The sequence below is a fragment of the Ahniella affigens genome (assembly GCF_003015185.1).
In the GTDB taxonomy this organism is placed as follows: Bacteria; Pseudomonadota; Gammaproteobacteria; order Xanthomonadales; family Ahniellaceae; genus Ahniella; species Ahniella affigens.
Genome location: NZ_CP027860.1, coordinates 2,470,354 through 2,491,984 on the forward strand (window position 1 = coordinate 2,470,354; position 21,631 = coordinate 2,491,984).

Sequence of the window (21,631 nt, forward strand, 5' to 3'; positions counted from 1 at the left end):
CCAATCTCAGATTTCAGCCAATGCGTCGGGTCTTGGGGATTGGCAAGATCACCTGAACTCCCCGCCAAGGAAGGCGATCAGCATGCCGCAAGCGCGTGAACGAACCGTCCCGACCAACTGCTCAGGCTTTTACCACTGCGTCAGTCGCTGTGTCCGGCGGGCCTGGCTATGTGGCTACGACAAAGTCAATGACAAGAATTACGACTACCGCCGCCAGTGGGTCGAGGACCGGCTGATGGCGCTGGCCGAGGCCTATTCAGTCTCGATCTACGCCTATGCCGTCATGAGCAATCATTTGCATGTGGTCGTGAAGGTCGATGCAGTTGCTGCGCAGCATTGGTCGGATGAAGAGGTAGCTCGGCGTTGGTGCCTGGTGTTCCCGGGTTCCGACGATCCGGAGGCACAACAGGCACGTATCTCCAACATCGCTGCCGCGCCGGAGCGGGTTGCAACCTATCGGGATCGCCTGCGTAGTTTGAGTTGGTTTATGCGCAGCCTCGCCGAGCCGATTGCCCGACAGACCAATCGCGTTGATTGCGCGGATGTCCGCAGAGCCACGAAGTCCCTCGCCGCGACGCCCGCTTGAGCCACCTTTGCCCATGAGGGCCACCCCACCGTGGACGTCCATTTTTTCCCGGGCCGAGCTCCAAATTGCTGGCACTCGCGCGATCTCCCGTCAATCAATGCGGCCACGACAGGGTGCGACCCCGACCAATCACGGCTCGTTTGCGCGGATTTGCCCCGTGCGAAGACTGAATGCGCCAGATTCGGTAGAATTTTCGGTTGAGTTTGGAGCGAATCGATGCACAAGTACCTTTTTCCTGCGATTGGATTTCTGGCAACGTTGCTCAGCCCTGGCTGGACCAATGCCCAGACACCGATGCCACTCCTGGTCGATCGCGCAGGTAACGCTGATACGACAGGCGTCGATACTCATACCGGAACAGGACGAAGCATCTCTGAGAATGGTCGATTCGTGCTCGCACAGAGCAAGGCGATCAATCTCGCTCCTGGTGTGACTGACCTTAATCTGAGCAGCGATGTGCTGATACACGACCGAACGAATCAATCTTGGCAATTGGTCAGTCGGCGGATGAACGAACCGGGTCGAACGGCATCCGGTGCATCATTTCCGGCCGATATGACGCCGGATGGTCGATGGATCCTTTTCCAATCCACTGCAGCCGACATTGTACCAGGCGTGAGTGACAGCAATGGCGTCGCCGATGTTTACTTGTTCGATCGCGTGAGCGGCCAGTCCGTGTTGGTGTCGCATCGGATCGCAGCGGCAACCGAAACGGGAAATGGCGCTTCCGTTCCCCGGGGGATCAGTCATGACGGTCGGTTCACGCTGTTTGAATCGAATGCCACGAATCTCGCAACGACTGACACAAATGCTCAGAACGACCTGTTTCTTTATGATCGCGAAACGAACTCGGTCACCTTGATCAGCAATGCAGCCGGAACGCCCGGCATCACGGCCAACGGCTATGCGATGTCTGGCGGGTTCAGCGCGGACGGCATGTATGTGGCCTACTTGAGCTTTGCGACCAATGTCGTTGCGGGCGTGGTTGATAGCAATGGTACCTATGATGCGTTCCTCTGGAATCGGGCAACAGGCATCAGCACCCTAATCTCGCATTCGGCCGACAACGCCGCGCAAACGGCCAATGGTGCGGTCAGTTCTATTTTCCTCTCAGCCGACGGCAATTTCGCTGCGTACACAAGCGCCGCTACCAATGTCGCTACTGGCGTCAGCGACGGTAACGCGGCGTCGGATGTCTATCGATGGAACCGGGTGACCGACACGAACACGTTGGTGTCGGCAGCACATGGAAGTCCAACAGTCTCGGCAAATCAAGCGTCTCAGGCAGTCTCGATCAGCGACGACGGATCTTGGATTGGCTTCAGCTCTTCTGCCAATGATCTGGTAAGTGATCAGAATCACACGGGCGGTACACACTTGTTTGCCCGAGACCTCGCCGGGCTGGCGACACTCGTCGTCTCCCGCGCAAATGACCATCCATCACAAACCTCATCCTCTAACTGCACGCTGGTAGATGCGACCAGCGATGGACGGTATTTTCTGTTCGAGAGCTCTGGCACCGACCTCGGCATGGGGATCGTTTACAACGGTACACCGCGCACTAATGTCTACCTGTTTGATCGCATCAACGAGACAACCCGTCTAGTCTCACACCGTGCCGGGCTGCCCTTGGAGACCGCCGCCGACGGCATTGGTGCTCGTGCTGGCTCGGTCACCAATGATGGCCGCTACATTTCTTTCTATTCGTTCTCCGGGCAACTCGTCGCCGATGCCACCGATCCAAGCGGCAAGGCCGATGTGTTCGTCAAAGACGTTCAGACCGGCGAGCTCTCGCTCGTGAGCCGTAAGAGCTCCTCGGTCGTGACCGCGCCTAGCGCATCTGCCGGCCTATCCGGAATGAGTGACGATGGCCGATGGGTGCTGTTCAATTCATTCGGCGTGAACGTCGAGAACACGTCTGGCGACGACGCTGGCCCGGACGTGTTCTTGTTCGATCGCGTTGCGCGCACTACAAAGCTCGTCAGCAGACGATTTGGCAACAGCGGGCAAACCACCAGCGCGAGCAGCTCTTCAGCACTATCCGGCTCGGGCCGTTATGCCGCTTACGCCACCGACTCGAACGAGGTCATTGCCGGCCTTTCAGACAATAATGCAATGCTCGACACCTACCTGTTCGACCGCGACACGAACTCGGTACAACTCGTGTCGACTGCCGCTGGTGCACCCAATATCACGGGAGACGCAGCGACCACGCCCGTTGGATTCAGCAATGACGGCCGCTACTTGCTTCTCAACAGTAATGCCAGCAATCTGGTAGCCGGAACGGAAGACAACAATCAAAATTGGGATGTTTTCCTGTTTGATCGCCAGACTGCCACCATGCGCCTCGTGACGCGATCAATCACGGGAGCAAGGGCCGCCAACGCGAGTTCGGATGGTCAGGCAATCAGCGCTGATGGTCGTTGGGTGGTGTTCCGATCCGAGGCCACTGACTTGGTTTCCGGCGTTACCGACTTCGACAATCAGATGGACCTATTCCTGTTTGATGCGAACTCCGGCAGCATCAGCCTGATCTCCCATACACCGGACTTTTCCGCCGCGAGCTTTGGCGACGTCAAGTTCAGCTCAATGTCGGCAGACGCAAGTCGTATCGCGTTCCTCTCCAATGCCACTGATCTGGTGACAGGGATGATTGACAATCCTGAGCTGGACGATCTCTTCTTGTATCAGCGGCAAGATCAATCCATCAAGCTCATCAGTCACGCAGCAGGGCAGCCGCTCCGAGCCGGCAATGAACAAACCCTGGCGTCAAGAATGTCCCGTGATGGCCGTTACTTGGCTTACTCTAGCAAGGCGAGCAATCTTGTAGCGGGCATGTCCGATATCAACTTTGCGTCAGACGCATTTGTGTACGACTCCCAGACCGACCAGACTCGAATGATTTCTGTATCGCAAAGCAATGCCGCGAGCGCGGCGAATGGTGCAACATCGGTCGTGTCCATCAGCCCACTCGGTGATCTGGTTGGTCTCACGAGCGAAGCGACCAATCTAGATCAGGATCTGGATTCGAACAGTACTAGAGATGCCTTTGTCTACTCGCAGGAAACTGGCGCCATTCGCCTGATTTCCCGACGCCCTGATCGCACAATCCGCGAAACCCAGAACTTTGGCAGCTCCGCTCCGGTGCGGATCGACGTTGAGGGTCGGATCCTGATGGTCAGCAGCGGCGAGGAATTGTCGCCAACGATCAACGACGGCAACGGCGCTCAGGATCTGTTTCTCGTTGACGGCCCAACCGTCCTTCTTACCGACGATTTCGAATAGAGCGACGACAAGCCCCGTGGGGCTCTACAGTAGGGACCACGCAGGACACCCAACAATTCAGAAATTTCTGACCCCAAACTCAGATTTCGGCCAATGCGCCGGATCTTGGGGATTGGCAAGATCACCGGAACTCCCCGCCAAGGAAGGCGATCAGCATGCCGCAAGCCCGCGAACGAACCGTTCCGACCAACTGCTCAGGCTACTACCACTGCGTCAGTCGCTGTGTCCGGCGGGCTTGGCTATGTGGCTATGACAAGGTCAACGACAAGAATTACGATTATCGCCGCCAGTGGGTCGAGGACCGGCTGATGGCGCTGGCCGAGGCTTATTCAGTCTCGATCTACGCCTATGCCGTCATGAGCAATCACCTGCATGTAGTGGTGAAGGTCGATGCGGTGGCCGCGCAGGATTGGTCGGGTGGAGAGGCGACATACATGGATGTCCGCCAAAATGCCGTCAGTCAAGAGACCCGGCCCCTGCAAAGACAACTTTGATCTCGCCGCCAGAATCGTTGCAGGTCAGTATGGCGAACCTTCGGCGATCGTAGTTAATCACTTGAACAGTCCATGAGTCTCCGGAATGCGCAAGGCTCAATGAAGCACCCACCCGAAGGTCTGAGAGTGCTTGTTGCACGTAGTCAGCAGGCTTGACTCGCCCGATAGGAAGACGAAGACTCAGCCATGCATACCGTGGATCACGTTCAACTGATTCTAGCCCACCGTTGTCGTCGCTTGCGGACTCATCGACATGGTTACTTGGTCTCGCACGTTCGTTCGCTTCACGTAATTTCCGTAGTTCTTCTTCGTAGGCTGTCTCGTCAAAAACGACGCGCTCATCTGAAATCATCTGCAGTATCGAGAGAACCGCGGGCAACTCACTAGCACTTACATCTTCGATGTCGACCTCTGCGTCACGATCTGGGAGCCGCCCACTCCAATTACTTGGTCGCCCCGGTAGACCATACCGGACACCCAACAATTCAGAAATTTCTGACCCCAATCTCAGATTTCAGCCAATGCGCCGGGTTCTGAGGATTGGCAAGATCACCGGAACTCCCCGCCAAGGAAGGCGATCAGCATGCCGCAAGCGCGCGAACGAACTGTTCCGACCAACTGCTCAGGCTATTACCACTGCGTCAGTCGCTGTGTCCGGCGGGCATGGCTCTGTGGCTATGACAAGGTCAATGACAAGAATTACGACTACCGCCGCCAGTGGGTCGAGGATCGGCTGATGGCGCTAGCCGAGGCCTATTCAGTCTCGATCTACGCCTATGCCGTCATGAGCAATCATCTGCATGTGGTGCTGAAGGTCGATGCGGTGGCCGCGCAGGATTGGTCGGATGAAGAGGTCGCTCGGCGCTGGTGCAGGGTGTTCCCGGGTTCCGACGATCCGGAGGCACAACAGGCACGTATTTCCAACATCGCGGCCGCGCCGGAACGGGTGGCAACGTATCGGGATCGCCTTCGCAGTCTAAGCTGGTTCATGCGCAGCCTCGCCGAGCCGATTGCCCGGCAGGCCAACCAGGAGGACGACTGTACCGGGCGGTTCTGGGAAGGCCGATTCAAAGCCCAGGCCTTAGTTGACGAACGCGCTTTGCTAGCGGCCATGGTTTACACGGACTTGAACCCGATTCGGGCGAAGATGACTGAAAAGATCGTCGAATCGAAGCACACGGGCGTCTACCAACGCATCGTCAAGATTCGCGCGAAAGAGTTGCTGCGATTCCGACCCGTTCGGCCGATCGCCGGCATGCCGCAAGAGGCCCTGAGTCTGAGTAACAAGGCCTATCTGCAACTGGTGGACGACACTGGTCGCCAATGGCACCGAGGTAAGTCTAGCCGAATCGCCGCCAGCACCCGATCCATCCTGGCAGAACTCAAGATCGAACCCCAGCAATGGGACGACCAAGTCCGTGGCTTCGGGACGCGCCGCGTCACCGCGATGGGCGCGCTGGACCGACTCATCCAGTTCGCGCGCGATACGCATCGGCATTGGCTGGTGGGATACAGACTGGCACGCCAGGCCTATTGGCAAGCCACGGCTTTCTAACCTTCACCGGTCATTTCTTGATCATCCACGCAAGCTCCAACTGGAGTGCACCGAGCACGGCTGCGTTCTCGCAGGCCAGTTCGTGGACTGTCGTCTAGCCCTACTTCGCTGACAGCTGCGAGTCGGGCATTTCGCTGCGGCCCGAATCTGCACAGTCTTCGCCCCTTTGGCGAGCGCGCACTGCTGACTCGACCACAGGTCTGATCAGTCGAATCTCGATCGCGGGAATATCACCGCGCCAAGCCGGCTTGGCAAATTGCACGGATGTCCGCCAATTCCCTTCCGCCATTTCCCCTCGATCATGTCGCTCGCATCCTCGGCGCTCCGCACACGTCTTGCCGTGTGTTCCTGTGACGCCCCCGATCTGACCGAAATCCCCCCGATCATCGCCTCAATCTGCATCGCTCTGTCAGATTTGGGATGGAGACTTGAGATATGGTTCTCGCATGGCGAAGGCTGACCCGGTTACACGGCAGCCGGCCGCGAGCCTCATCTCTGAAAGAGTCGACAACATGAAAAGTGTGGTGCTTGTGCTGTGCGGGATTTTGGTATGGCCAGCGTTTGCGGCGGCAAGTGACCCAACTAATGCGCCCTCGTTTTCGTTAACCGCACCGGCGCCAAGCATGATCTTGGTGACGCTCGATGATCCACATCATTTGGAGTGGCAGCGCGAACCTCCCATAAGGAAGCGAAGCCGCTTCGTGGCGCAAGGATCGTCGGCACCACCATGGTACGAACGTCACGATGCGACACCGGGCACCGACTATCGATACCGAGGTCGCCGCAAGGAAGGCGAGTGGAGCGCGTGGCAAACCATCCACACGCCCTCCGAAGCGGAGTACCCGCCGGCCACCCCCGTTCTCGTTCTTGCGCAGTTCGAGGGTCGATTTGTTATCAATTTCGAATGGCAAGCTGCGGACAGCATGGCTGATGGATTTGTCTTAATTCGATGCCGACCAGAGACGCCCTGTGACGTCGCAGGTGTGATGAATCCAGATGAACGACGGTTCCAGCTTGTGACGTGGGAGGCAGGAACCTATCGGCTCGCTGCGTTCAATTCGCGTGGTTACTCCGCCTTCACGGCAGATACGGCGATGTTAGGCGTCGATGAAGAGATGGAGTCATTTGACGACAATGAAGTACTTCGTGCCGAGGATAGTCTGATCGCGAAGGACATCACCAAGATCAATAGCGAAGACGTCTACAGCTGTACGACGCCCACCGCATTGATGCAGGAAGGATGGGTGTTGGAGGCAGTGCGCGAAGACCGGGACCTTTGGTACGAACCGAATTACTGTGGAACCGGCGGTTGTATTTGGTATGAGTTTCAGGTGCTAGATGGCTGTTACATGCGAGCTGGAAGCCTTCCAGAACTCTTGCGAACGGCACCCTACAGCAGCAAAGAACCCCGCCCTGGAATCAGGATTTCGAGTTCTGGTGGAAGTGCCTATAGCGGCGTTTCTCGAATCTATGAGTATGGCGAACTTGTAGCTCAGTTCGACTGGCTCAATTTTGAGCCGCCATTTCCGGGATTGAAGCCTCCTTTTGACGAGTATGGGACCGTGCAATTCGTCGGTGGCACCGAGTTGTCGCCAGAATGAGAACGCCGGACCTGCGCAATGAGAACATCCTGGACACCCAGCAATTAAGAATTTTCTGACCCCAATCTCACAGACCATGCAGGAGGCAAAATACACGGATGTCCACCAATCCCACCAAACAACGATTTCGAATCTGCTGCCAGGCAGGCGAGACTGGCAGGCGAGACTGAGACCTCGTGCTAGTTGTCCCAGGCAATGGCGAATGCCACTGAGTGCTCTGCGACCCGCCCGGTCACGAACGCCCTTCCGAGCCGACTCGCGGACTCAACGAGATCGAGCAGCGTCTGCTCGCTTCGAGCTCGCAAACCGATATCAACATGGATGACGCCAGCACGAAGCAACCACTCAACCAACTCGGCAAACGCGCCAGGGAGCATGCCGCCGGCCGTAATATTGAGATCACCAGGCGGAACGTCAATTTCGACCGAGAGCGCCGAACGCAATGCGCGCAAAGAATCGGAATAGTTGACGGAGAAGTCGGCGCGCAAACTGCCCGGTCCCGAAATTGCGGCACTGGCGACGTCGAGACGAAGGCCGCATGGCCCGTTGATCCAACTGGACGCGAACGCATGCAAGCGAAGCGCTGCGGCAACGGTCAGCGAGCCACCGGTGGCGCTCGGCGCGAACGTTATGGTCGCATGTTCAACGCCAACATGCCCGTCTACGCTCCAGCCCGGGAATCCATCGTCCTCCTGATGAAATGCGATTGCCGGCATCAATGCCTGCGCATGCCAGTCCAGTAGCGGTTGCTCGGACAGGTAGATCGCTAGCATAGGCTCGGACGAATCCGCGGGTGACCAAGGCTTGGGGTTGCCTAATATGGCGTCCGCCACAACCTTCGGTGCCGGACGTGCCGCGGGCGGCAGCCCGCACGATGGAATCGAGATCGCAACCTGCTCTGACCAAGCAGCCAAGTAGCCGCTTTGAATTTCCGCGATTATGGCGCCGGCCGGAAGAATCGTCTTAAACCAGGAGAAGACATCAGGAAGCGGAAAGCTACGAACGATTGCGCGCATCAGACCCTGAGCGTTCAGCCAAATGAAGGGAAAGGCCACCTCAGTCGCGAACCGTGAACGATCTGCCATACCCAGCGCATCGACGAATCCTAGTCGGATCAAGATCGGATCGGCGCCGTGAGAAAAATCATGTGCGTGGACCACCGCCCGAGCGTTCTGCGGCTCGAGAAAGACTTTCATTCCTGCCAAATCGACGCCCGCGGAGACCGGTTCGTCACGCAGCAAATACTGAAGTTTATAAATCGGATTGTTCGCATCCGCTCGATCATGAATCCAGATGTTCAGGTCGAGCGAGATCGCTCCGGTTTTCGGCTCCATACTGAATGCCGCCGGGTCCACATCAAATGATGCGGCGAGACTTCCAAACGGAAGCGCCAAGTTGCGATTCACCCCGTCTAGGGGCGACAGACCAAGACGGGTCAGCATTGCGCGAACTGCGACCTCAAGATCGGCGATCCGCAATCCGTAACCCAAGCCGGCGGGACTCTTGCGCTCGAGAAAAGTGTGCAATTGATCAAGATCCATGACTGTGCTCCTCGCATCGTTAGTGGACGGAATGCGCCATCACGCGTCGCCGCGTTGCTCATTGGCACGCACTGGCAGCCGGTTCACGAAGGCGATGCTTCGTGGCGATGACAACGCAGTTGCTTAGTCACATCCCAGTCCACAAAGTGTCGCTTCTAAGCGATCTCTAACGCGCCTCCGAAGAAGTTCAGAGGCTGCAGCGCCGTGGCTGGCCCGCTCGCGGTCGGGAGCGCACCTGCTTCGCTCCAGCGCACTGAATCGGGACAGATGACGGACTCAGTTAGGGACTGAACTTTCAGGATGGACCAATTCAGCCCATTGGCAACAGTTTGCGATCGCGTTCTCGCGTCCTCTCAAAACTGTGCGCCTCGGCTTCTGGTGAGCTCGTCGCTCGACCATTCGATCGCGGCATCACATTAGGCAGCGAGAACTTTGATCCTCGCGACACTTCATATCGCAAGCCAGCTAGCGGTCTTCGCTGCGGCGGCTCGACTACTCGGGAGCATGTGCATGACATCCTTGAAAATCATCCATTGGCGATCACCGACTGCATCGCCCGTATGGGTGCCGCTGGACATCCAAACACTCGGTGCCGACAACGCCAATTGTCACCATTCGGCGCCTTCAAAAGGCCTGATGGCGTACGCGGTGGGCAGGCTCGCCGCCCCGAATAACGGGAGGCATCATGGCTAAGCGACAACATGCAGGCGTTCCGAGGATCGTTTGGCGGCACGCCCCCTCGGAAAAGCTGGCCGCATACTCCAGGACGAGCGCGCGCAAGATCGTCGAGACCGAGATGGGCCCCGCACAGGCCCGGATGGTTGCGGCCTTGTTCAAGACCGGGGTGCCGCAGACTGAAGGGGCATCGACACCACGAGAAGACGCGATCGGTCTGTTGAAGGTCGCCGCGGAGGTAGAACACGCCTTGATGGTCCAGTATCTTTACGCGGCGCAATCCGCCCATGCTGAAGTCGCGGACATCATCAAGCAAGTGGCCATTCAAGAAATGGGTCACTTGATCACCGTACAGAACCTGCTCCTTGCCCTGACGGGCATCTCGGACGAAGGCCTGCCCGCGTCGCTTCATCTTGGGCGAGATGGAATCCGGGTCTCCAGTGAGCAGAACCCCATGCCGCTCGTACTTGAGCCACTCTCAAGAGAATCCCTTGCGAAATACGTTGTTGTCGAAAGGCCGTTCGAGATTGCTGATCCAACGCTTGCAGCACGCATCGAAAAGCTCGAGGCCCTGCTTGCCAGCAACAGCTTGTCACCAAACCCAGTATTCGAGATCTATGCAGCCATTCGCTGGATCTTCCAAACCGATGACCAAGCTGATCTCGCTGGACTAGATCTCGGCTCCATGCCGTTCGTTGCTGGCTGGCACTTGAAAGACGACGATTTCATCCCCCGAGCCATTAGTCTCGATTACGCGAGTCAAGCAGCCGATTGGGGGTCAAAACCCGGGCTGATTGTGATGCCTGCTTCAACGCGCGAAGAAGCTCTTGCGGCCATCGATGCAATCACTGCGCAAGGAGAAGGCTTGCCCGGCGCCACTGAATCGCACTTTGCCAGCTTCATTTCTGTTCTCGATCAATTTGAGACCGGGACCATACCGGCGCGCGCACTGGCGCGAACGCCATTTGTGCCGTCACAACCAGATCCAGAAGACCAAACACCGACGCCGATCACGAATCCATACAGCGCACTCTGGGCTGAGCTCTTCAACTGCCTCTACGAGCTCATGCTGATCGACATCAGCTGGGCGATCTCGCTGAAGCGCAGCGAACCATCACGAAGCGCGATGATTAAGATCGCAATCAATATGATGAGGCGGGTGCTTGGCCCGCTGGCTGACTACATGTCGGCTCGGCCTGTTGACAATGATCCAAGCAACATCGCCGGCCCGACCTATGGTTTGTCCGACGAGACCCTGCCGACAACGACTGCCACATTCGCCGCGCGCTACACAAACCTTCGAAGCAGGCAGAGCCAGTGCATTGCAGCGATTCGTGCCCACCCCGAATTCGCTACAGACGTCACCGGCAAACAGCGACTGTCGCGGATTGAGCAACTTGATACCGAGCGCGCTCCCAACTTGCCAGAAGGAATCTGACCATGCCCTATGCCATCTATCCACCCATCGGCTTTGCTCGCATCGGTAACAGCCCTGACTACTATCTGTCTCCCGAAGCACCTGGATCTCTTGGGATTCAAGTTCACCCGGACGGATCGGAGACCGAAGTACATGGGTTCAAGGACAACGCGCTTCGCATGAAACGGCGCGCGGTGCGGTTCCACCTCTTTGAAGTCGATTCCGCAGGTCTGCCAGTGCCGGCGAGTCTGCCAACAGGAACTGTCGTGCATTGGCGGATTTCTGTTGCAAATCGAAAGGACTCGGTCCGACGGCCGCCAACCCCTCCGTCAGTGCCACGCAGCATCACAGATGACCCGATGCGACAAGACCGTGCCATGCGGGCATCAGCCGAACTGGCGGGCGCGCTCGCACCAAGGGCAAGCTTGATCGGCCACTACCAGTCCGAGCCAGTGCTGTTGGGTGAAGTGTTTACCGACGGACATCAACGGCTGATTGTTCTCGGCGGCCTTGGTCGAACGGCGACCCTCAAGAGTCCCCCGCCCCCTTTAGGAGGAAGCTTCTACACCAACCCGGATTGGTTTGACGACGTTTGCGACGGCTTGATCGAGGCCAGCATCGAGTTGCCCGGTCAGGCGCCACAGGCTGCGCTTTCTGCCTGGGTGGTTACGGCTCCTCCCGATTTTGCGCCCGGCACTTCAGGTGTGGTGACGCTCTACGATGTGATCCGACAAGTTGGCATTCAGAACGCTTTGCTCCCGGCCGTCGTTCGACCTTGGTTCGAAACCGATATTCGGCCAATGATTGAGCGCGCCGCGAATCTACGCTGGGTCGACGCAACGGCAACTTGGTCACAGATCAGCACTGACTGGACGAGGCTTGCGAGTCCACTGCCATCGGAGTTCAATCTTCGGAAGGAAACTGCGGCACTCGTCCGTGAAGTGGAGGCCAACTTGAGATCATTCAGCCTCCGAGACTGGCAGAACTCAGCGCTGGACGCTTACGCTCAGGGGATATTCGAGAGTGGCGCGGAGCCGAATCGGGGATTCGCCGATGTGTTGACGCGCACGGCGCTGGACACAACCCTTGGCCAGGGATTCTTTCCTGGAATTGAGGCCGGCATCAATATGACGGAACGATCTCTCTACTCATTGCCGTTCGAGTACCGTCTATCGAGCACGGTCGTCCCCGGCGACCTCACTGCGCACATGGCTCAGCCCTGGCAGGCAGATTTTCTCAAGTGCGGCGAAGGTTGGTGGCCGGCACAGCGGCCAGCGGTCCTCAGACACGCATCAGGCGCCAATGTGGATTGGTTGCGTCCGCCAATGTCGCATGTCGCGTTGGTTGACAATGCGATGAAATTGGGTGTCGCCACGCCTGATGGCAATGGCGCCTTTGTGGAACAAGGTCGTGACCCCGCGCTGGGTCCGTGAGCGAATCGCGCTTTGACATTGAAATCGAGGGAAGCGGTGTCGCTGCCAGTGTCGCCGCAGCACTGCTGTCGCGCGCAGGCCTGAAGGTCGTTCAACACGTCGAGGCACAGCGCCCCTACTCAGCGCCTGCCGAGATTCTCGGCCCGCGCGCGCGAATGCTGTTGCAAGAACTTGGAATTCGAGAGCCCGCCTCATCCGCCACGTATTGCGATGGCGTGATGAGTGCCTGGTGCGGCGCACCGATCGATTGGTATGACTATCGACTGCTCTTTGCAATACCAGGCCTCGCGGTCGATCGGCGCGCATGGCATGCCCACCTCCAGCGGACTGCATCAGACGCCGGGGCGACCCTGATCCATTCGGATCGACGCGGCGCGGCCCGCTATCACAGAGGCAAAATCCGACTTGTCGCAAGCGGACGCAGCGCCATCGCAAACCGAGGCGAATCAGACCGACTGATCGCACTATTCATGCCGTGCGCTGGCATCGGAAGCGCGCGACTCCTCGTCGAATCGGTGTCTGATGGCTGGCTCTACATCCCACCGCCCGTGGCGGGCGAACAATTTGTTGTTTGCGTGACCCGCCCAACGCTCGTGCCACGCGGATTGGACGCGCGGAAGGAATGGCTTCTCGATCTCATTGGCGGCACGCAACTCATAAGCGAAGCCGTTGGGTGCATCGACTTCTCGCGCCTTCGAGGTGTAGATGCGCGCGTCGGGTGGTCGGCCATGAACAATGACACGAATGAGGTTCTCATGGGGGACGCGGCAGCTTCTCACGATCCATTGTCGGGGACTGGCATCATGCGAGCCATCGAGGGTGCGTCCTTGATTGCACGGAGCATTGTTGCCAGGGGCTCCCCAGGGCCCGAGTATTTCGATTGGCTACACACCGTTCATGCGACGGATCGTGCGTTGCGCATACAGTTCTATGCACAAGCAGCGCGACATTTCAGTCAGTCGACGTTTTGGGGCCAGCAAGGCCTCGTGGACATCCACGGGCTTCGTGGACACCCACTACCCCCCTGAATTCCCCGCCACGACAGTGTCTTATGCCGCCCTCGCCCACCAGAACCTCGCGAACCAAGAGTCTTCTGACCCGATTTTCAGAAATCGTCCAATATGTCGGCATTGTTCACTAGGAAAGTGACGCAAACAAACCGCCAGGGAAGGCGATCATCATGCCGCGAGCTCGCGAACGAACCGTTCCACGCAACTGCACGGGCTATGATCACTGCGTCAGTCGCTGCGTGCGGCGCGCTTGGCTCTGTGGCTACGACAACGTTCGGCGGAAGAACTTTGACTACCGGCGAGAATAGGTTGAGGATCGGTTGCGGGAACTGGCCGAGGCTTACTCGGTGTCGATCTCCGCACATGCGGTGATGAGTCATCATCTGGATGTCGTGTTGAAGGTCGACGCACAGGCAGCAGAGGGATGGTCCGACGAAGAAGTCGCGCGTCGCTGGGGCTTGGTGTTTCCGGGTTCGGATGAGCCTGAAGCTATGGCGATCCGCATTGCGAACACCGCATCCATGCCAGAGCAACCAACGCTGTATCAGGAGCGGGAATTTTGGGTGTTTTTCAGCAAGGCTTGCTGGGCCCCGTATCCGCTTCGGTGTGTGTGCGTTGGGTCCTCACGTTGCCACGACTTCGCCAACAAACCTATTCAAAACCATCCTTCAGCAGCGCATCAATACTGAACCGCACAACGTTGCTGCCGGTATTTTCAATTGGCGCCCCTTGCAGTCCCTGAGCTTGAATCATGGCAATGTTGGTGCCGATCAACGCTGCCGGGCCCAAGACGGTCGCGCGATATCGGATTGCGGTCGATGCGGTAGGTGCTAGCTGACCACCGGATGCGGCGCTGGCACCGACGCCAAGTCGAAATACGATGGTTTGCGTGCCGGTGTCGAACTCTGCCTGGTCGTCACCACTGATATCGGTGAGGTTTCCGGTGTTCGCGCCACTGACGATTGCAAGCGAACCTGGCACATACTGCAACGTCGGTTCCAAGGCACTCGTCAGCAGGGTTCCCACCGCTGTGTCATTGCCCACATTGTCGGCGCTGACCGTAAATTCCAACGTGTCGCCCACGTTGCTTCCGAGCAATGGCCGTCCCGACAGATTGACGGCTGAGTTTACCAATGACGCCGAAAAGTCAGGTGCTGCCGTAGCAATAGACGTCACCACCGTGGCCAGTGCGAATACGTCACCAACAGACGATGCCGCAAAGGTTGCCGAAGTCTGCCCCGGCGCGATCATGGCCGAGATGTCGGCAACGCCGATATCCAAACCGGAGAAGCTGCCAGCGCCGCCGGTCAGCAACGGCAGATCGCCGGCTACTGACGTACTAGCACCGAAATTGTTCCGCGAGCTATTGAAGAAGTTGTCGGCAGGTCGAGCAGGGTTGCTCACCACCAAACCATTGACCTGAAAGGAATCGCCCGTCGATCCGCTATCGCCGTCCGCGGCGACCACGCCAACGCTCGCGATGACATTGGCCGGCGCCAAGAAACCGCTGACAACCGCGGATGCGGGGACATTGGTAAGCACGAAATCGAGCCCATCAAACACACTGATCTGCGCGAGCGGCATGGCCGCCTGTCGATAAATGACAGCGAGCCACCAACCGGCATACACCGTGCTGTCATTGAGGTTTAGCAAACTAACCACATCGACGTCCGCGAGTCGCAAGCTGCCAGCGCCATACTGAGTCATGAGCGCGGTGACGTCTGCGCTGGCGAGAAAAAAAGTGGCACCCAGAGTTTGCGTTTGCGACGAATCGGCAGAGACGCTCTGAGTCAACACACCGGGACGTTCCAGCGTCACCGTGGTATCAGCTGTGCCACTCGGGCTACGCGATGACCAGTAGAGACGCGCCGAAACAATCTCCGCGCCGACCGGGAGGCTCAGCATCGCCGTGGATCGCGCCGTGCTTGCAGTAATCGAGGTATCCCCTTGCACCTGACCGTCACTCGGCGAATCCGACCGCCAGAACACATCGGGCGCGGAATCGGTGACGTTTGTGCCGCAAGCGCCAACGGGTGTTATGGGCGCTGGCACGGCAGCGCCGCAGTCCTGCGCGAGCGTATTGCCGACGATGACAAAACCACCGCGTAAGATCCGCTGCTCGCGGAGCGCCGGCGCTGCGACGACATCACACACCATCCAAAGCAGCCCAAGCAACACTAGTGCCCGACAACCAAGAACAAACCACGGTCCGCGAAGCCTAAGTCTCGTTGGGTGCCGCAGCCGCCGAACCTCAAGGCGAAGTGCCTTAGCGGGTGCGGTGGGGCAAGCACCAATGGTTTGAGTCATGGGTCACCTCGCTAGGGATGTAGATACTCAAGGCAACTCAGTCTGACGCGGGTAACTGGGGATGTACCGCCTGGGATCGTAGCAATCCCGTGCCACAGATTCGAAGTCCCGATGCAATCTTCTACCAATTTCCAGCGCGACGATCATCGCTCAATCCAAACGCCTGCATGGCGCAAGCCAGCACTGGACGCCCATAAATCTCCGGAATCCCGTGCCACGACAGCGTCTTGAGCCGGGCTGGGCGATCAAATCCGTGCGGGCGAAGCGTTCTCTGGCCCGATTGTTGAAGCAACACTCTCATCAAACACGCCGAAACCCATTGGTATTGATAACCAATAAATTGCGGTTGGTGACGATTCTGACCGCAAGTAACCCCCTCCCCGGGCCCTCCCCCGCGCTCGCGGGGGAGGGAACGCTCCCTCTCCCACGCGAGTGGGAGAGGGCTGGGGAGAGGGCTACTTGCCACACTGTGCCGTCGTGAAAATCGCGCATCGTCGCTGACAGTTTGATGCGCGAATCAGCGCACCAAAGGTGCGGCTGGACTCCCACGCGAGTGGAAGCGGGCTGGGGAGAGGGCTACTTGCCACACTGTGCCGTCGTGAAAATTGCGCATCGTCGCTGATAGTGTGATGCGCGAATAAGCGCACCAAAGGGGCGGCCGGACTCCCACGGACATCCATGAATCCCCGTGATTCAAGTCGGTACGGCATACTGGCCCAAGCCGGGAATCTGAACTTCAGGAATCCGGTACCGGACCTACCTGGAAGTACGCACTGCCAATGCCGATGAACGGATCGGTTGTCGGCACTGATGCGGCAATCATCCACAGGTAGTGGTGAATCGGGCGCAGACGATCAGTCCCAGCGCACCAATTCCCGAAGCACCGTCGTCGCGTAAGCACCCGCTGGAAGCGAAAAACGTGCGATCAGGTCGGTGTTATTCCATTCGCACGTGAAGTCGCGCGCCGGCAGGCGTAGGGACCGCCGTTCATGGTCGAGGCCGGCGGTGATGAGGCCGGCGCAAAGTTCGGAATGGGCGTCGAAGATGGCAGTTTCAAGCGCACACACCGCATTGGTCGTGCGGAGTTCACCGCGGCCGAACATCGGCCCGGTCGGATGGATGTCGCCGCGTACGATGCGTTCATGCAGTTCGTCGCTCAACGGTTCGGGCCCGAAGATCGCATTGCGGCCGTCAAGTTGGAACACGTCGCCATCCAGCGCACGCTGCCAACTGCCATCGGCAACCCGTGCAGCGAGCACGGCATTGAAGATTTCGGAACGCGCGGCGCTGAGCAGGATCGAGCGCTCAGCGCGTTCGACACGTTTGCCGGCGAACATTGCCAGGGCCTTGTCGACGTTGCCGCCACCGTGTCCGAAGCGTTGTTCGCCGAAGTAGTTGGGCACGCCGTGCGCGGCGATCGCAGCCATGCGCTGCGCCGCGAGCTCGCGGTCGCCACTGACATCACGCAGGCGGATCACGAAGGCATTGCCGCGCAATGCACCGCGCTGAATCTTGCGGGCATGCCGTTGCGCAGAAAGCACCGTCACACCTTCGATCGCACACTGCGTCCAATCGGTGTCCCGGCCCTTCTTCGCCAACACCGAGAAAAACTGGCGGGTAACAGCATGCCGGTCCTTCATACCGGCATAACCGACGTCGCGCTCGCTAACACCCGCGAAGCTTGCGAGTTGCTTCGCAACGAACACGGTATTCGCGCCACGCTTCTCGATATGCACGAGCCAGTGCTCGCCACTGCCGCTCGCCTCAAAGCCGAGCTGCTCGTCGACAAAAAAGTCCTCGGGCTCAACACGCAAGCGACCGCGCAGCGGCGCGCCGCCGTAGGCGAATGGCAACTCGCTCATCGGATGATCTCGTCGATTGGGACTAAGGTTTCCGTGGCCACACCCTCACGGTGACCGATGTAGCCAGGCTTTCCAGTGGTGGTGACCCTGACCGAGATACGATCGCCTTGGCGCAAGTCATTCGTTCCACGTTTGGGTCTTTGAGTTTTCAGATTCATGTGTGCTACCGGAGACTCCCGAATGAAGCTACAGCGCTAGTTAAGAGAGGTGACGACCATATAGGACGCGCCGCTACAATGCACCGTCGACATCGATAGACGCCCCGTCTTAGTCAAGGAGTTTTGATCGGAGTATTCAAATCAAGCGTAGGATGGTCGCAGTCATTCTTTAAGCCTACGAAAAACATGTCCGCATTTTGAACAGGTCGCGCCATCTAGCTTTATGCCGGCCCCACATGCCGTGCATCGCCAGGCCCAAATGGTAAGCGCCGCGATCGCGACAGAAATGAAGAATCCTGCCAATGCCAACCAGGGGCGGAAGCTCGGGCCGAGCCATGTTGCAGCGAGCAAGCACGCCGGGAACAGTAACGCCAGAGCGACGACGAATCGGAGCGACATATTTCTGCGTCTCCAGAACTCCTGATCTTGCTGCGGACTTATCATAAAACGAGAACTCCCTATTCGCCCAAAACGCATTTCCGGAAAGGCGGCCTACCCGATATGTATCGACTGCCGGAAGTCTGCAATGTGATCTTGCCTCAACCGAACGCTCACTGCAGCTGCTCGCCCCCCCAATCATGCCAGGAGCCTCGGACTCCGGCTTGTGCCGAATCGGGGAGAGCCCAGTGGACATCCATAAAAACCGCGCGTCGACATCTATCAAAAGTACCCAGAACCCCTGCCACGACGCCCTCTTGAGCCACCCTCGCCCACCAAAACGGCACGAACCAAGAGTTCACTGCAAACTTCACTTCAGCGCCACACCTCCAAGTATGAATCCACAAATGCATCCAGTGGCAGGCCATAAACTGACCGTGCGGCCTCAGCGCCGCCATCATGAACGCTTACGGCCTTGGCGAACGTAGCGAAGCGAGGGAAGTCCCGCCTCAGCTCGGAAACGATCAGATGAGCCATATCGTAGGCTAGCTCGGACGCAGCGCCGTTAGAGAACGCAGAACCATCCCAGAAGCCGATCTTGGTCTGCTCGTTCCAATAGCGCCCGTGACGGTGCTGCATGTCGCTGCGGCGATTCAGCACATAACTCGGATCAACGGAGTCCTGGCCGACCGTATGTTCCATGGCCGTGGCAATGTCCTCTTCGATCCACAGTGGCAACTCCAGATGACTGAGCAGCGCATGGGTCATTTCGTGTACCAAGGTCGGCTCCGCCTGATCGATCTCGTCCGCCAACAAGATGAAGTGACCCATTGATGCCACTTGTTTGCGGGACACGGTATTAGTTCAATATCGCACTCAGTAATCGCCAGCCTTCTGCTTCTGGTGTAGCGGTCCAACGCAACGTGGGATCACCCGAAAAGCGTCGCCAGGAACCCAGGTCCCATCCAGCGGGCTCGCGTCCAACCGGCTCGCGCGTGGCGAGTGCATATTCGATCTCGCCGTTCAACACGCGTGCGTACACACGCAAGACATTCCCGCTGCGGTCATCCAGGCCAAACACGCTGACGGCCACGCGGTCGACGGCGCCACGCAGTGCCGTGCTCGGCAACAGGAAGCTGCCACTCGCGGCGCTCACGCTCGTTACTTCAAAGCCATCACGGAACAGGGTGCTCAATTGGTCGACGTCGGTCGCGTCGTTGTTGCCGGTGTTGGCGTCTTCTATGGTGGTATCGCTCGGCAATTGCACGCTTGCGGTGTTGCTGATCTGAGCTGAGCTACCGACCACGGTGCCGGACAAGGTGTAGGTGAGCACTTCAGGCGGCGCAATCTCGGCGATCATCTGATCGATACTGCCGCTGCCCGCGCTTTGCGGACATATGGCGCCGCCCGAGGCAGCGCAACTCCATTGCACGTTTGCGAGTTCGGGCGGGGCAGCGTCCTGCAGGCGCAGGTTTCTGGCGACATCCGGGCCGACATTGCGCAATTGGATGGTGTAGACCTGTAAACCGCCGATCCCGTAGAACGCCTGCCCATTGTCCTTGGTGACTTGTAGATCGCTCTGGGCAAACACCAGCGTGCCGGCATCGCCGGGGCCGCTGCTGGTCGATGCCAAGTAGTTGGCATTGCCGGAAAAGCTGGCACTGATCGTGCGGCTGCCCAAGCTGGCGAAACTCAAGTCGCAGGCGCTTGCCGGCAGCGTGATCGTGCAGCTGTTACTACCCGCACTGACGGTCACCGTGCCAATTGCGGGTGTGCCACCTCCTGGCGCCAACGCGCTAAGTGTGATGGTGTAGGTGGCTGCGGTATTGATGCGCGCGCGCGCCGGACCAGCCACGCTGACGGCAGTGTTCGCCGGATTTACCTGGTGGGTATCAGTACCGATGCTGCCGGCAAACGCGCCGCTTGATGGCGTGTACATGGCAGTCAGCACCTTACTGCCAGCTGTGAGACTCGTGAGCTGGCAACTGGCAACACTATTTGGCGCGACGCTGGGCACCAAGTTCACTGGACCACAACTCGCCATACCATCGCTGACGGTAATGGTCCCGCTAGGAGAGGTGCTCTGCCCTGCCACCGTGACGTCGACCGTGTACGCTTGACCCACGAGACTCGCATCGGGCTGATCACTGTTGATGGTGGTGGTCGTGGTCTGCTGACACGGGAGCAGGCCAGCATCCAGATTGGTCCAAGCAGATGCCGCTGAAGCGCCACGGGCGTAGCGTAGGCCATCGAGTAAGAAGGCCGGACTGATGCCACCTTGTTCGCGTGAGCTGAGATACACGTTACGAACATTGTCGCTGTCGAAAAGAATGTCGTTGCCGCCCGCGCCTGGCCCGATGATGGCAGTCGCAGTGGCCTCGCTGGGCGCACTGTCCGTGGCTGGATTGACCCACAGATGGATCGAGTCGGCACTGGCGCCACCACCATTGTCAAAGACGTAGCGCGCCACCACCAGATAGGTCGCGTTGAGCGGATACACCGTCGAACCCCATACAATCCCGCCGGTTGCGTCTCCCGTCAGCCCGGCGCCATTGCCTTTAGAAATGCCAAAGTTCACGCCCCCGGTCGCTGCCCGCAAATGGACGCGCAGAAACTCATAGTTGGTTCCACCGAAGTCGTTGCCGAGGCCGATCAGGTGCGCTTCGCTATTGCTTCCTGCAGCGGTCGGGCGAACGAGTGCGGACACGAACAAGGTCTGGTCAGTGCTGGCGACGAAGTTTGTCGTCGGGTAGCGCAGACGTTGGCTGTATGGCACGCCCCCTGCCCCCGGCGTGACGTAGCGGCCACCGTTACCGCCGTTGTAGCAACCATAGGGAATCGGGTTGCTGTCGCTGACGTTAAAGACCAGATTGGTTGAATTGCTGGTGATCCATGAGCCCTGCCCAGACAGATTGCCATTGCTATAGTTGTTGAAATCATCGGCAACCATAAGCTGCGCGCTCGCCGGACCCGACAGCGCCAAGCCGAGCATCAGCGCAGATCGCGAGAACCGGGCAGCCAACCAGTCGGTCAGCACGGTCTGGCAATCCGACACATCCGCGGCAGATCGCGGCAACGGCTGCTCACGGCAAGTTCGAAGTGATTGCGCCATCAATCCAGACGTCACGTCGAACAACACTCTCGGCATTGCGGTGTCCCTGACCGCCCGTTCGATCAACAGCATGCGTCGCTCCGAATGTTCATGGCATCAGGCAGCGACAAATACATGCGCAAGGCGCATCCGCGCAAGCGTCGTTACGCCCTCGCGTGCTTGATGTCATGGTCCATCTGCCTGCCGGATCACTTCGTGGACACCCGTACAGCGATGG

Annotated in this window: 13 protein-coding genes; 8 read left to right on the top strand and 5 right to left on the bottom strand. The window is 58.6% G+C overall.

Going from position 1 to position 21,631, the window contains the following annotated elements:
- Window positions 1-82 precede the first annotated feature (82 nt).
- The 5 genes from C7S18_RS09485 to C7S18_RS09510 all read left to right on the top strand — a co-directional run bounded on the left by C7S18_RS09485 (window position 83) and on the right by C7S18_RS09510 (window position 7,521).
- Window positions 83-586, top strand: a complete 504-nt coding sequence (locus C7S18_RS09485) for a transposase (protein ID WP_106891333.1) — start codon at window positions 83-85, stop codon at window positions 584-586.
- A 216-nt stretch (window positions 587-802) separates the two neighbouring features.
- Window positions 803-3,871 carry a TolB-like translocation protein gene (locus C7S18_RS09490; RefSeq protein WP_106891334.1) on the top strand — a complete coding sequence of 1,023 codons (3,069 nt, stop codon included), beginning with the start codon at window positions 803-805 and terminating at the stop codon, window positions 3,869-3,871.
- A 155-nt stretch (window positions 3,872-4,026) separates the two neighbouring features.
- A complete protein-coding gene (locus C7S18_RS09495) occupies window positions 4,027-4,365 on the top strand; it encodes a transposase (protein ID WP_106891335.1) in 339 nt (112 codons plus the stop codon).
- Between the two features lie 583 nt (window positions 4,366-4,948).
- On the top strand, window positions 4,949-5,920 hold the full coding sequence (locus C7S18_RS09500; RefSeq protein ID WP_106891336.1) for a transposase: 972 nt from the start codon (window positions 4,949-4,951) through the stop codon (window positions 5,918-5,920).
- Window positions 5,921-6,432: 512 nt separating this feature from the next.
- Complete coding sequence (locus C7S18_RS09510; protein WP_146151844.1) at window positions 6,433-7,521, top strand: hypothetical protein; 1,089 nt, start codon at window positions 6,433-6,435, stop codon at window positions 7,519-7,521.
- Between the two features lie 179 nt (window positions 7,522-7,700).
- Here the strand turns inward: C7S18_RS09510 and C7S18_RS09515 are convergent, their stop codons facing one another.
- Window positions 7,701-9,062 (bottom strand): hypothetical protein, encoded by a 1,362-nt coding sequence (locus C7S18_RS09515; protein ID WP_106891339.1) that lies wholly within the window; start codon window positions 9,060-9,062, stop codon window positions 7,701-7,703.
- A 685-nt stretch (window positions 9,063-9,747) separates the two neighbouring features.
- Between C7S18_RS09515 and C7S18_RS09520 the strand changes: the two genes are divergently transcribed.
- From C7S18_RS09520 to C7S18_RS09535, 3 genes are all read left to right on the top strand, one after another.
- Window positions 9,748-11,175, top strand: a complete 1,428-nt coding sequence (locus C7S18_RS09520) for a ferritin-like domain-containing protein (RefSeq protein ID WP_106891340.1) — start codon at window positions 9,748-9,750, stop codon at window positions 11,173-11,175.
- Window positions 11,176-11,177: 2 nt separating this feature from the next.
- Complete coding sequence (locus C7S18_RS09525; protein WP_106891341.1) at window positions 11,178-12,587, top strand: LodA/GoxA family CTQ-dependent oxidase; 1,410 nt, start codon at window positions 11,178-11,180, stop codon at window positions 12,585-12,587.
- A gap of 1,330 nt (window positions 12,588-13,917) precedes the next feature.
- Window positions 13,918-14,286: a hypothetical protein gene (locus tag C7S18_RS09535; protein WP_106891343.1), complete on the top strand. Its 369-nt coding sequence runs from the start codon at window positions 13,918-13,920 to the stop codon at window positions 14,284-14,286.
- Here the strand turns inward: C7S18_RS09535 and C7S18_RS09540 are convergent.
- From C7S18_RS09540 to C7S18_RS09565, 4 genes are all read right to left on the bottom strand, one after another.
- Window positions 14,249-15,904 carry a hypothetical protein gene (locus C7S18_RS09540; protein ID WP_106891344.1) on the bottom strand — a complete coding sequence of 552 codons (1,656 nt, stop codon included), beginning with the start codon at window positions 15,902-15,904 and terminating at the stop codon, window positions 14,249-14,251. The genes C7S18_RS09535 and C7S18_RS09540 overlap by 38 nt on opposite strands.
- A gap of 854 nt (window positions 15,905-16,758) precedes the next feature.
- Window positions 16,759-17,766 (bottom strand): tRNA pseudouridine(13) synthase TruD, encoded by a 1,008-nt coding sequence (gene truD, locus C7S18_RS09550; RefSeq protein WP_106891346.1) that lies wholly within the window; start codon window positions 17,764-17,766, stop codon window positions 16,759-16,761.
- A gap of 911 nt (window positions 17,767-18,677) precedes the next feature.
- Complete coding sequence (locus C7S18_RS09560; protein WP_146151846.1) at window positions 18,678-19,157, bottom strand: hypothetical protein; 480 nt, start codon at window positions 19,155-19,157, stop codon at window positions 18,678-18,680.
- Window positions 19,158-19,161: 4 nt separating this feature from the next.
- On the bottom strand, window positions 19,162-21,486 hold the full coding sequence (locus tag C7S18_RS09565) for an Ig-like domain repeat protein (protein ID WP_106891349.1): 2,325 nt from the start codon (window positions 21,484-21,486) through the stop codon (window positions 19,162-19,164).
- Window positions 21,487-21,631: the final 145 nt, after the last annotated feature.